This window comes from Sediminihabitans luteus (assembly GCF_002797595.1).
Taxonomy (GTDB): domain Bacteria; phylum Actinomycetota; class Actinomycetes; order Actinomycetales; family Cellulomonadaceae; genus Paraoerskovia; species Paraoerskovia lutea.
In genome coordinates this window covers 129,315-141,397 of sequence record NZ_PGFE01000001.1, presented here as the reverse complement: position 1 = coordinate 141,397, position 12,083 = coordinate 129,315, and the positions used below count along the sequence as shown (strand labels likewise).

14 protein-coding genes are annotated in these 12,083 nt (G+C 73.9%); 13 read left to right on the top strand and 1 reads right to left on the bottom strand.

Features of this window, described 5'->3' with window-relative positions; translation table 11 throughout:
- Positions 1-3: 3 nt before the first annotated feature.
- Positions 4-1,311: an aminotransferase class I/II-fold pyridoxal phosphate-dependent enzyme gene (locus CLV28_RS00705; protein ID WP_100421407.1), complete on the bottom strand. Its 1,308-nt coding sequence runs from the start codon at positions 1,309-1,311 to the stop codon at positions 4-6.
- Positions 1,312-1,698: 387 nt separating this feature from the next.
- Here CLV28_RS00705 and CLV28_RS00700 point away from each other — a divergent pair, with 387 nt between their 5' ends.
- From CLV28_RS00700 to CLV28_RS00640, 13 genes are all read left to right on the top strand, one after another.
- Entirely contained in the window at positions 1,699-2,943 is a 1,245-nt protein-coding gene (locus tag CLV28_RS00700; RefSeq protein WP_373314307.1) for a TadA family conjugal transfer-associated ATPase, read from the top strand.
- Positions 2,943-3,800, top strand: coding sequence for a type II secretion system F family protein (locus CLV28_RS00695; protein ID WP_100421405.1), 858 nt, complete (start codon positions 2,943-2,945; stop codon positions 3,798-3,800). The genes CLV28_RS00700 and CLV28_RS00695 overlap by 1 nt, the downstream gene beginning before the upstream one ends.
- Positions 3,797-4,729 (top strand): type II secretion system F family protein, encoded by a 933-nt coding sequence (locus tag CLV28_RS00690; RefSeq protein ID WP_100421404.1) that lies wholly within the window; start codon positions 3,797-3,799, stop codon positions 4,727-4,729. Before CLV28_RS00695 ends, CLV28_RS00690 begins: the two co-directional genes overlap by 4 nt.
- A 150-nt stretch (positions 4,730-4,879) precedes the next feature.
- Positions 4,880-5,074 (top strand): hypothetical protein, encoded by a 195-nt coding sequence (locus CLV28_RS00685; RefSeq protein ID WP_100421403.1) that lies wholly within the window; start codon positions 4,880-4,882, stop codon positions 5,072-5,074.
- Between the two features lie 50 nt (positions 5,075-5,124).
- On the top strand, positions 5,125-5,532 hold the full coding sequence (locus CLV28_RS00680; protein WP_100421402.1) for a TadE family protein: 408 nt from the start codon (positions 5,125-5,127) through the stop codon (positions 5,530-5,532).
- Between the two features lie 32 nt (positions 5,533-5,564).
- Positions 5,565-5,993 carry a TadE/TadG family type IV pilus assembly protein gene (locus CLV28_RS00675; protein ID WP_100421401.1) on the top strand — a complete coding sequence of 143 codons (429 nt, stop codon included), beginning with the start codon at positions 5,565-5,567 and terminating at the stop codon, positions 5,991-5,993.
- A complete protein-coding gene (locus CLV28_RS00670) occupies positions 5,990-6,439 on the top strand; it encodes a pilus assembly protein TadG-related protein (protein ID WP_100421400.1) in 450 nt (149 codons plus the stop codon). The genes CLV28_RS00675 and CLV28_RS00670 overlap by 4 nt, the downstream gene beginning before the upstream one ends.
- Before the next feature lie 20 nt (positions 6,440-6,459).
- On the top strand, positions 6,460-7,578 hold the full coding sequence (prfB, locus tag CLV28_RS00665) for a peptide chain release factor 2 (RefSeq protein ID WP_100421399.1): 1,119 nt from the start codon (positions 6,460-6,462) through the stop codon (positions 7,576-7,578).
- 148 nt (positions 7,579-7,726) lie between these two features.
- Positions 7,727-8,449, top strand: coding sequence for a cell division ATP-binding protein FtsE (gene ftsE, locus CLV28_RS00660; RefSeq protein ID WP_100421398.1), 723 nt, complete (start codon positions 7,727-7,729; stop codon positions 8,447-8,449).
- 1 nt (position 8,450) lies between these two features.
- Positions 8,451-9,365, top strand: a complete 915-nt coding sequence (ftsX, locus tag CLV28_RS00655) for a permease-like cell division protein FtsX (protein WP_100421397.1) — start codon at positions 8,451-8,453, stop codon at positions 9,363-9,365.
- A gap of 4 nt (positions 9,366-9,369) precedes the next feature.
- Positions 9,370-10,863: a M23 family metallopeptidase gene (locus tag CLV28_RS00650; RefSeq protein ID WP_100421396.1), complete on the top strand. Its 1,494-nt coding sequence runs from the start codon at positions 9,370-9,372 to the stop codon at positions 10,861-10,863.
- A 177-nt stretch (positions 10,864-11,040) separates the two neighbouring features.
- Positions 11,041-11,511 (top strand): SsrA-binding protein SmpB, encoded by a 471-nt coding sequence (smpB, locus tag CLV28_RS00645; protein WP_100421395.1) that lies wholly within the window; start codon positions 11,041-11,043, stop codon positions 11,509-11,511.
- A 98-nt stretch (positions 11,512-11,609) separates the two neighbouring features.
- Positions 11,610-12,023: a hypothetical protein gene (locus tag CLV28_RS00640; protein ID WP_203968192.1), complete on the top strand. Its 414-nt coding sequence runs from the start codon at positions 11,610-11,612 to the stop codon at positions 12,021-12,023.
- The last annotated feature ends 60 nt before the right edge of the window (positions 12,024-12,083 follow it).

Genomic DNA, 12,083 nt, shown 5'->3' with positions numbered 1-12,083 from the left:
CCCCTACCCGCCCGCGGCGCCGAGCCTTCGCAGACCCGCCACCGCGTCGCGCAGCACACCCTCGCGCTTGACGAACGTGAACCGCACGCTCGACGCCAGGGCGCTCGCGGTTGCGGACGGCGTGCCGTCGTCCCCGGTCGCGCAGAACGCGGAGACGGGCACCGCGACGACGCCCGCGAGCTCGGGCAGGCGACGGCACAGCTCGACGCCGTCCGGGAAGCCGAGCGGCGCGGCGTCCGCGACCACGAAGTAGGTGCCCTGCGGCACGCTCACCCCGAACCCGGCGTCGGCGAGGCCCTCGCACAGCAGGTCGCGGCGCGCGGCGAGCGAGGCCGCGAGCGCACGCGGCGCGTCGTCGTCGGCCAGCGCCTGGGCGACCGCGTGCTGGAACGGCGTGCCCGAGGTGTACGTGAGGAACTGCTTGACGGTCCGCACCGCGGTCACGAGCTCGGCGGGGCCGTGCACCCACCCGACCTTCCAGCCCGTGAACGAGTACGTCTTGCCCGCCGAGCTGATGGTCAGGGTGCGCCCCGCCATGCCGGGCAGCGTCGCGATCGGGACGTGCGTCGCGTCGTCGAACACGAGGTGCTCGTAGACCTCGTCGGTCACGACGATCGCGTCGTGCTCCCGGGACACGGCCGCGATCGCGTCGAGCTCGGCGCGCGTGAGCACGGCGCCCGTGGGGTTGTGGGGCGTGTTGACGAGGATCAGGCGGGTCCGCGGGCCGACGACGGCCCGCAGCGTCGCGACGTCGAGCCGGAACCCTCCCGGGGCGGGGGCGCTCCCGGTGCCGGACGTCGCGTGGTCGGGCAGGGCGGGAGCGGGCAGCATCGGCACCCGCACGTGCGTCGCGCCCGCGAGCGCGATGCACGCGGCGTGCGCGTCGTAGAACGGTTCGAGCGTCACGACCTCGTCGCCCGGCCCGGCGAGCGCGAGGATCGTCGCGGCGAGCGCCTCGGTCGCGCCGGTGGTCACGAGCACCTCGGTGTCCGGGTCGACGTCGAGACCGTAGTGACGATGCTGGTGCGCGGCGATCGTGTGCCGCAGCTCGGGGATCCCGGGGCCGGGCGCGTACTGGTTGTGGCCCGCCTCGATCGCGGCCACCGCCGCGGCCCGGACGGAGGCCGGACCGCCGACGTCGGGGAACCCCTGGCCGAGGTTGATCGCGCCGGTGCGTGCGGCGAGCTGCGTCATCTCGGCGAAGACCGTCTGCGCGACGCTCCCGTCGGGGCGCAGCAGGCCGGTCGCGCGGGCGGCGTCTCGCCAGCGGCCGGGAACGGCGGTGTGGAGGGGGTGGGTCGTGTCGGGCACGCTGCGACGCTACCGCCCGGGGCGTGCGGCAGCGGTCCGAGCCGTGCGCGAGCGTCACCTTCGGGCCCCTCCCGGCACCTCCCGGGGATCCTGGTCACCCGAGCGTCACGTTCGGGCCCCTCCCGGCACCTCCCGGGGATCCTGGTCACCCGAGCGTCACGTTCGGGCCCGTTCCGGGCCCAATGAGGGGGCCGGAACGTGACTCTCGCGCGCTCTTGAACACCCGACCACGCGACCCGACCACGCGACCCGACCACGCGGCCCGGCCACACGTCGTCCACAGCCCCCATGTTGTCCACAGCCCCCTGACGCCGGATGTCCGGTCTGTCCTATGCTGCCGCTGCGACCGAGGGGGGTCGCGTCGACAGGGGGTCGGACGTGGAGAGCATGACGCTGCTCGTCGAGGAGACGCGCGAGGTGCTGCGGCGCCGCGAGCTGGACCCGGTCGCGGACCGGCCCGCGTTCACCGCGCTCGCGCACGAGCTCGTGACCGACTACCTCGCGCGGGCGGCGGCGGGGGTCGTGCCGCCCCTGCCGGACCCCGCTGCGGCGGGCCGCCATCTCGTCGACACGTTCTCGGGCTTCGGCCCGTTGCAGCCGTACCTCGACGACCCGGAGGTCGAGGAGATCTGGATCAACGCGCCCACGGCGGTGTTCGTCGCGCGCGGGGCGGCGCCCGAGCTGACCACGACGATCCTCACGGCGGACGCCGTGCGCGACCTCGTCGAGCGCATGCTCAAGTCCTCCGGTCGCCGGCTCGACCGCAGCAGCCCGTTCGTCGACGCGACGCTCCCGGGCGGGGAGCGGCTGCACGTGGTCGCGCCCGACATCACGCGCGAGCACCTCGCGGTCAACATCCGCAAGCACGTCGTGCGTGCGACCCGGCTGGACCACCTCGTCGCACGCGGCAGCCTCACGCCGCACGCCGCGACGTTCCTCGACGCCTCGGTGCGCGCAGGGCTCAACGTGCTTGTCGCGGGCGCGACGCAGGCGGGCAAGACGACCATGCTCAACGCGCTGGCGGGGTCGATCCCGGCGTCCGAGCGGGTCATCACGTGCGAGGAGGTCTTCGAGCTGCGCTTCGCCGCACGGGACGTCGTCGCGCTGCAGTGCCGCCAGGCGGGCCTCGAGGGCACGGGCGAGGTCACGCTGCGGCGTCTCGTCAAGGAGGCGCTGCGCATGCGGCCCGATCGGATCGTGGTCGGCGAGGTGCGCGAGGCCGAGAGCCTCGACCTGCTGGTGGCGCTCAACGCGGGCATCCCGGGGCTCTGCACGATCCACGCGAGCTCGGCGCGCGACGCGCTGACCAAGCTCTGTACGCTCCCGCTGCTCGCGGGGCCGAACATCTCCGACCGCTTCGTGGTGCCGACGGTCGCGAGCGTGGTCGACCTCGTGGTGCACCTGCGGGTCGACCGGGACGGCACGCGCCGGGTCGCCGAGATCGTCGGGGTCCCCGGGAGGTCGGAGGACGGGGTGGTCGAGACGAGCGACCTGTTCCGCCGGGTCGGGGGCAGGCTCGTGCGCGGGCGCGGGTTCCCGCCCGCCCTGGACCGGTTCGCGCGAGCGGGCATCGACGTCGCCTCCCTGCTCCAGGAGCCCGTCGCGGCCGGCGTCCCGGCGGGGGTGCGCTGATGGGGGTCGTCGCGGGGCTCGTGCTCGGTGCGGGCCTCGCCCTGTGCTGGCTCGCGTGGTGGGAGCCGACGGGGCCGGGCGCGCGCACCCGTGACCGTCGCGCCCGCCGCCACGACCTCGTGGTGCAGGCGGGCGTCCCGGGGCTGACGCCGACGGTCGTCGGTGTCGCCGGGGCGGGTGCGGGCGTCCTGGCCGCGGTGCTCACGCTCGGCGTCGCGGGCTCGGTCGTGCTCGCGTGCGCGTTCGGAGCGCTCGCCGCCTGCGGGCCGTGGCAGCTCGTGCGTTCGCGCGCCGCGCGCAGACGCCGCGACCGACGCGAGCTGTGGCCGGACGCCGTCGACCACCTCGCCTCGGGCGTTCGCGCCGGGCTGTCGCTGCCCGAGGCGGTGAGCCAGCTCGGTGAGCGCGGCCCGGCGGCGCTGCGCGCACCGTTCGCGCGGTTCGCGGACGACTACCGCGTGACCGGCCGCTTCGGTGACTGCCTCGACGCGCTCAAGGACCGCCTCGCCGACCCGGTGGCCGACCGCATCGTCGAGTCGCTGCGGATCACGCGCGAGGTGGGCGGCACCGACCTCGGGCCGCTCCTGCGGACCGTGTCCGCGCTCCTGCGCGACGACCTGCGCACGCGCACCGAGCTCGAGTCTCGGCAGTCGTGGACCGTTGCCGGAGCGCGCCTCGCGTGCGCCGCCCCGTGGGTCGTGCTCGCGCTGCTCGCGACCCGGCCCGAGGCCGCGGCGGCCTACGACTCGACCGCGGGGGCCGTCGTCCTCGGGGCGGGCGCGCTCTGCTCGGTCGTGGCCTACCGCACGATGCTGCGGGTCGGTCGCCTGCCCGAGGAGCGGCGGGTGCTGCGATGAACCCGTGGGTCGTGGGGGTGTGCTCCGGGCTGGGTGCGGGGCTCGGCGTGCTCGTCGTGCTGCGCGCCCTCGCGGCGCGCCGGCCGTCGCTCGTGGCGCGCGTGTCGCCGTACCTGCGGGCACGGTCCGCGACGTCGGGCCTGCTCGCCGAGGACGACGCCCCGGGCCGTCTCGCCGCGGCGCTGGCACTCGTCCTGCCGGACCCGGCCACGGTCGAGCGGGCCCTCGCGCGGCTCGGCGCGAGCCGGGACGACGTCGCGCGCCGCATCCGCCGTGCGGACCTGCCCTGGACGGTCGAGGCGTTCCGCCTGCGGCAGGTCGTGGTCGGGTGCCTCGGGCTCGCCGGAGGGCTGGCCGCGGCCGTGCTCCTCGCGGTGCTGCGCGACGCGCAGCCCGTGCCGCTCGTGCTGCTCGTCGGTCTGTGCGGCCTGCTGGGGGTGCTCGGGTGCGACCGGGACCTGACGGCGAGGGCCCGGGCGCGCGAGTCCCGGATGCTCGAGGAGTTCCCGACCTTCGCGGAGCTCGTGGCGCTCGCGGTCGGCGCGGGGGAGGGCCCTGCGGCCTCGATCGAGCGGGTCGCGCGGTCGATGCGGGGCGAGCTCGCGCGCGAGTTCGTCCGCGTCGCCGCGGAGGTCCACGCGGGTGTGGGGCTCACCGACGCGCTCGAGGCGCTCGCGGGTCGGACCGGGCTGCCGAGCCTCGCGCGGTTCGCGGAGACGGTCGCGGTCGCGGTCGCGCGCGGCACGCCGCTCGCGCACGTGCTGCGCGCGCAGGCGCAGGACGTGCGCGACGCGGGGCGTGCCGCGCTCATGGAGACGGGCGGGAAGAAGGAGGTGCTGATGATGGTCCCCGTGGTGCTGCTCGTGCTGCCCGTGACCGTCGTCTTCGCCGTCTTCCCGGGGATCAGCACCCTCCAGGTGGGGTTGTGAGGGGCCCACGACGGCACCGTGCCGGCGGGGAAAAGCACGCGGGCCGCGAGGCCCGCGAGGACGGAGCAGGGCATGGGGCAGGCAGGACGGACGACGCACGGGACGCGGACAGCACGCGGGACGCGAACAGCACGCGGGACGCGGACGGCGGTGGCCGGCCTCGCCGCCGTCCGCGCGGGGTGGCGTCGGCGGTTCGGGTCGCACGAGGCCGAGCGGGGGGACGTGCCGGGCTGGGTGCTCATCACGCTCATGACCTGCGGCATCGTGATCGCCCTCTGGGCCGTCGCGGGCCCGCTGCTGACGCGGCTGTTCGAGGAGGCCGTGACGAGCGTGACGGGCCCCTGAGCCGCGCCCGGAAGAGCACAGCTCGAACGCGCACAGCCCGAGCGAGCATCGTGCGAGCGAGCGCCAGTGCCCGTGCCAGTGCCAGGGCCCGCCCAGAGGCCGGCTCGGCCCTCGTCGACTTCGTGCTGGTCTCGGCGCTCGTCGTGGCCCTGTTCCTCGGTGTCGTCCAGGTCGCGCTCGTGCTGCACGTGCGGGCGGTGCTGGTCGACGCCGCGGGCGAGGGCGCGCGGGTCGCGGCGCGCGCCGACCGTACCCCGGCGGACGGCGTCGACCGGACGCGGGCGCTCGTGCGCGACGCGGTCTCGGCGCGGTTCGCGCAGGACGTGAGCGCGGGCACCGCGACCCTCGACGGTCTCGAGGTCGTCGAGGTGACGGTCCGAGCGCCGCTGCCCGTGGTCGGTCTGCTCGGGCCGTCCGGGACGCTGACGGTCACCGGCCATGCGGTGGCGGAGCCGTGAGGCGGGCGCTCGCGCGACGGTGGGCTGCCCTCGTGCGCGACGACACGGGCAGCGCGCTCGTCGAGTTCGTCGGCGCGACGGTCGTGCTGCTCCTGCCCGTGCTGTACCTCGTGCTCACGCTCGCCCGGGTGCAGGCGGCGACGTTCGCGGTCGAGTCGGGGGCGCGCGAGGCCGCACGCGTGGTCGTGAGCGCCGACGACCTCGACGAGGGCGTCGCGCGCGCCCGGCAGGTCGTCGGGCTCGCGCTGCACGACCAGGGCTTCGACGACGCGGTTCAGGCGTTCGAGGTCGCCTGCTCGAGCACGCCTTGCCGCGCGCCGGGCAGCACCGTGCGGGTGCGCGTGCGCTACGACGTCGTGCTGCCGTTCGTGCCTGCCTCGATCGGCGACGGCGCGTCCCTCGCGGTCCCGGTCGAGGCGACCGAGGTCATGCCGGTCGACGACCACGTGGCCGCGCCGTGAGGGCCCGGGGCGAGGACGGGCAGGTGCTCGTGCTCACGGCGGCCTTCGTCGCGTTCGCGCTCGCGCTCACGGCCGTGGTCGTGTCGGTCACGGCGATCCACCTCGACCGCAAGCGGCTCGCCGACCTCGCCGACGCGACGGCGCTCGCGGCCGCGGACGCCGTCGCCGCGGACGACCTGTACGCGGGCGGCGCACGCCCGGAGGCCGGGGGAGGCCTCGCGCTGTCGGACGACTCGGTGCACGACGCCGCGGTCGAGTTCCTCGCGGAGGCGGTCGGCCCGAGCAGCCTCGACGGCGTCGTGCTGGTCGACGCGTCGTCCCCGGACGGGCGGGCGGCGCACGTCGAGCTCGCGGTCGTCTCGCGCCCGGTGCTGGTCTCGTGGGTCACGGCGGCGTGGTCGGGCGGGGTCACGGTGCGTGCGGGCGCGACGGCCCGGGCGTGGTGAGTCGCGTACCCTTGACCCTCGTGGCCACCATCGACTTTCCGCACGAGATCAAGAACCTGCGAGCGACGCTGGAGACCATCAGCGCCGTGAGCGACCCCGCCGCGCTGCGCGCGAAGATCGCGGAGCTCTCGGAGGCGGCGTCGGCGCCGGACCTCTGGGACGACCCGGAGGCCGCGCAGAAGGTCACGAGCGCGCTGTCGCAGTCGCAGAACGAGCTCGAGCGCATCACGTCGATGGAGAGCCACATCGACGACCTCGAGACGCTCGTCGAGATGGCGACCGAGGACGGCGGCGACGCCGACACCCTCGCGGAGGCGGAGTCCGAGCTCGAGTCGATCCGCAAGACGCTCGGCGAGCTCGAGGTCCGCACGCTGCTGTCGGGCGAGTACGACGTGCGCGAGGCGGTCGTCACGATCCGCGCGGGCGCGGGCGGCGTCGACGCGGCGGACTTCGCCGAGATGCTCATGCGCATGTACCTGCGCTGGGCCGAGCGCCACGGCTACCCGACGACGGTGCTTGACACCTCGTACGCCGAGGAGGCGGGTCTCAAGTCCGCGACGTTCGAGGTCAAGGCGCCGTACGCGTTCGGGCACCTGTCGGTCGAGGCCGGTACGCACCGCCTCGTGCGCATCTCGCCGTTCGACAACCAGGGCCGTCGCCAGACGTCGTTCGCCGCGGTCGAGGTCATCCCGCTCATCGAGCAGGACGACTCGATCGAGATCCCCGAGTCGGAGATCAAGGTCGACGTGTTCCGCTCGTCGGGCCCGGGTGGTCAGAGCGTCAACACGACCGACTCGGCGGTGCGCATGACGCACATCCCGACCGGCATCGTCGTGTCGATGCAGAACGAGAAGTCGCAGATCCAGAACCGTGCGGCGGCGCTGCGCGTGCTCCAGTCCCGCCTGCTGCTGGTGCGCCAGCAGGAGGAGGCGGCGAAGAAGAAGGAGCTCGCGGGCGACATCAAGGCGAGCTGGGGCGATCAGATGCGCTCGTACGTGCTGCACCCGTACCAGATGGTCAAGGACCTGCGCACCGAGCACGAGGTCGGCAACACGTCGGGCGTGTTCGACGGCGACATCGACGGCTTCATCGAGGCGGGCATCCGCTGGCGTCGTGGCATGGAGAAGGCCGCCGAGTAGGTCGCGCGCACCCCGGGCGACGGGTGCCCGGGGCACCTGGCGTGGGTGAAACCGCGCGGCGTGTCGGACGACGCGTCGTGCGTTCGCTGCTTAGTGTCGAGTTCGTCCGTACCGGCCCGCCGGTTCCTCCGACACCCCGTGAGCAGCCGTGATCCGCTTCGAGAACGTGACCAAGTTCTACGCCAGGACCCCGCGTCCTGCGCTCGACGACGTCAGCATCGAGATCGGCCGCGGCGAGTTCGTGTTCCTCGTGGGCGCCTCGGGCTCGGGCAAGACGTCGTGCATCTCGCTCGTGCAGCGCGAGGAGCGCCCGTCGGCCGGCAAGGTGTTCGTCGCCGGCCGTGACCTGTCGAGCATGTCGGCCTGGAAGGTGCCCGAGCACCGCCGCAAGCTCGGCGTCGTGTTCCAGGACTTCCGGCTGCTGCCCGACAAGACGGTCTACGAGAACGTCGCGTTCGCCCTCCAGGTGATCGGCAAGAAGCGGCACACGATCCGTCTCGCGGTGCCCGAGGTGCTCGAGATGGTGGGTCTCGCGGGCAAGGAGAAGCGTCGCCCGCACGAGCTCTCGGGCGGCGAGCAGCAGCGCGTCGCGATCGCCCGCGCCTACGTGAACCGGCCGCCGATCCTGCTGGCGGACGAGCCCACCGGGAACCTCGACCCGACGACGTCGCTCGGCATCATGCGCCTGCTCGACCAGATCAACCTCACGGGCACGACCGTCGTCATGGCCACGCACGACGAGGAGATCGTCAACCAGTGGCGCAAGCGTGTGATCGAGCTCGACGAGGGCGTCGTGGTGCGCGACCAGCCCGAGGGCATCTACGACTCCTCGCGGCCTGCGCGCGGCGAGCTGACCGTGAGCGAGGCCTGAGGTGCGCCTGTCGTTCGTCCTGGCCGAGATGGTCCAGGGGTTGCGGCGCAACCTCGCGATGACCGTGTCCGTGGTGCTCGTGACGTTCGTGTCGCTCACGTTCGTGGGCGCCTCGATCCTGCTGCAGACGCAGATCGACAAGCTCAAGGACGACTGGTACGACCGGGTCGAGGTCACGGCGTACCTGTGCCCGCAGGACTCGCCGCAGCCGGCGTGCGCCGCGGGCGAGGCGACGGACGAGCAGGTCGCCGCGCTGCAGGCCGTGGTCGACGACCAGCTCGCGGGCGACGTCGAGACCGTCTACCTCGAGACCAAGGCCGACGCGTACGAGGCGTTCGCCGAGCGCTACCCGGACGGCTACCAGGGCGTGCCGCTCACCGAGGACGACATGCAGGCGTCGCTGCGGCTCAAGCTCGTCGACCCGGAGCAGGACTACGCGGTCGTCAACGACGTGCTCACGGGCAGGCCGGGCGTCGAGTCGGTCGAGGACGAGCGGGCGGTCTTCGAGCCTCTGTTCCACGCGCTCAACCGGGCGTCGATCCTCGCGGCCGGCCTCGCGGGGGTCATGCTCCTGGCGGCGGTGCTGCTCATCACGACGACGATCCGCCTCTCGGCGCACAGTCGACGGCGCGAGACGCGGATCATGCGGCTCGTGGGCGCCTCGACGTGGTTCATCCAGATGCCGTTCCTGCTCGAGGGGGCGATCGCGGCCGTGCTCGGCGCGGGTCTCGCGGTGGGCGGGCTGCTGCTCGGGGTCAAGTACCTCGTGGTGGACTGGCTCGAGCAGTCCGTCGACTGGGTCGCGTACGTCGACGCGGGGGACGTGCTGCAGATCGCCCCCGTGCTCGTCGGGATCGCGTTCCTGCTGGCGATCGTCTCGTCCTTCCTCACGCTCCGACGATTCACGAGGGTCTGATCGCATGCGCTCGACGACGCGCCGCACGGCGGACGCACCGACGACCGGCCGGGGGACGCACCCCGCCCCGGCCCGACGACGCGCGCGCTGGGTCGCGCTCGTCGCGGCGTCCGCCCTCGTGCTGGGTGTCGGCACGGCCACCGCGGACGACATCGACGACCGGCGGGCCGAGGTCGAGCGCCAGCAGGCCGCGGCCGAGGCGCACCGCGAGACCCTCGAGTCCGAGCTCGAGCACACCGACGCCGAGCTCGCCCAGGCCGTGCTCGACCTCGACGCGGTCGAGACGCGGCTGCCGGTCGCGCAGCAGGAGCTCGCGGAGGCCGAGGCCGAGGTCGAGCGCACGCAGCGCGTCGCGGACCAGCTCGCGGGTCGGCTGACGGACGCGCAGGCCGAGGAGACGCAGATCTCCACGGACATCGACGAGAGCGCGCAGGCCGCGGACGGCGCGCGCACCGACCTCGCGGAGATGGCGCGGCAGGCGATGCGCGGCGGGAGCAGCACCACGAGCCTCGACATCGTCACGGGCGCGCAGGACGCCGACGCGTTCGTCGACGAGTACGCCGTGGCGATGTCGGCCGCGCGGTCGACGACGCGCACGCTCGACGCGTTGCGCGAGGCCGAGTCGGTCGCGAAGAACCGCTCGGTGCGGCTCACCGCGATCCGCGAGACGATCGCCGACCTCAAGCAGGAGGCCGACGACAACGCGGCCGCGGCGCAGGTCGCCCGGCAGGCGGCGGCCGACCGCAAGGCCGAGATCGAGAAGCTCATCGCGGAGCAGAAGGCGAAGAAGGCCGTCATCGAGTCGCGCAAGGCCGCGGCGCAGAAGGACCTCGAGACCACCGAGGCCGAGCAGAAGGCGCTCTCGCAGGACCTCAAGGCGGTCGTCGCGGAGCAGCTCGCGCGCGACGAGCGGCTGCGCAAGGAGGCGGCCGAGCGGGCCGCGCGCGAGGCGGCGGCGAAGAAGGCCGCCGAGGAGAAGGCTGCGCAGCAGAACCAGTCGGGCGGCGGCTCCTCGGGCGGTGGCTCCTCGGGCGGTGGCTCGTCCGGCGGTGGCTCGTCATCGGGCGGGTCCTCAGGCGGCGGGGCCTCCACGGGCAGGTTCCTGTCGTACCCGACCAAGGTGCCGTACGTGACGTCGAACTACGGCTACCGTCTCCAGCCCGTCCTGGGCATCTACCGGCTGCACGCCGGCACCGACTTCCGGGCCTACTGCGGCACGCCGGTCTACGCCGCGGCCGCGGGCACCGTGCTGTACACCCGCTACTACGGCGGGCTCGGCAACCAGGTGCTCGTCGACCACGGCTTCCACGACGGCGCGAGCATCATGACGAGCTACAACCACCTGACGCGCTTCGCCGTGAGCCCGGGCGCCCGGGTCTCCAAGGGGCAGGTCGTGGGCTACTCGGGCCAGACGGGCGGGGTCTCGACCGCCTGTCACCTGCACTTCGAGGTGTACGTCAACGGCAGCACGGTCGACCCGATGACGATGCTGCGGTAGCCGCACCGACCTCGCGCGTCGGGCCGCCGGGAACCGTGCGACGCCGCCGTTCCTGCCCGACGGCGGGGACGGCGTCCGCCCGCAGCGCAATGACCTGGGTTCCGTCGGTCGGGTCGCGTAGATTGGTCGTCCGCGCCGTCCGGCGCGCGAACGCAGCGACGAGGGAGCCCGGCCGAGATGGCGAAGGACAAGGGACGTGCGGTGATCGCCACGAACCGCAAGGCCCGGCACGACTACGTCATCGAGGACGTCTACGAGGCAGGCATCGTCCTGAGCGGCACCGAGGTCAAGGCGCTGCGCATGGGACGCGCCTCGCTCGCCGACGGCTACGCGTCGATCGACAACGGCGAGGCGTGGCTCGAGAACGTGCACATCCAGGAGTACTCGCAGGGGACCTGGAACAACCACGCCCCCCGGCGCCGGCGCAAGCTCCTGCTGCACAAGGACGAGATCCACCGGCTCGAGATCAAGACGCGCGAGAAGGGTCACACGCTGATCCCGCTGCAGCTGTACTTCCTCGACGGGCGGGTCAAGGTCGAGGTCGCCGTCGGGCGGGGCAAGAAGGAGTACGACAAGCGTCACGCGCTGCGCGAGAAGCAGGACAACCGCGAGGCGCACCGCGCGATCCGCTCGCGCGAGCTGCGCTGAGCGGCCGCGCTCGAGCGGTCGCGGGTGCGCGGCCGGCGTCGTACGGTACGTCGGTCATGCCGGGTGCGTCCCGGCCGTCGTCGTCACCGGGAGGCCCCGTGGCCAAGCTCCGTCAGTACGTCCCCCGTCTCGCCGCGGGTGCGTTCATCCTCAACTCCGGCCTCGGCAAGCGGGGGGCGGACGCCGAGACCGCGGCCGGCCTGCACGCCATGGCCGCGGGGACCTACCCGTTCCTCGAGGACGTCGACCCGCAGGAGTTCGTCAAGGCGCTCTCGACCGCGGAGATCGCGCTGGGTGCGGCGCTGCTCGTGCCGTTCGTCCCCTCGGGCCTGGTCGGGCTCGCGCTCTCGGGCTTCGCCGGCGGGCTCGTGGGGATGTACCTGCGGACCCCGGGCATGACGCAGTCGGACGGCGTGCGGCCGACCCCCGAGGGCATCGGCCTCGCCAAGGACGTGTTCCTGCTGGGCATCGGCGGCGGGCTCGTCGCGGACGCCCTGACGCGCGAGAAGTAGTGCGCCGACGGCGAAACCGCTGCTCCCGGTGGCAAATGCCGTGACGGGTGTCGGCGGGAG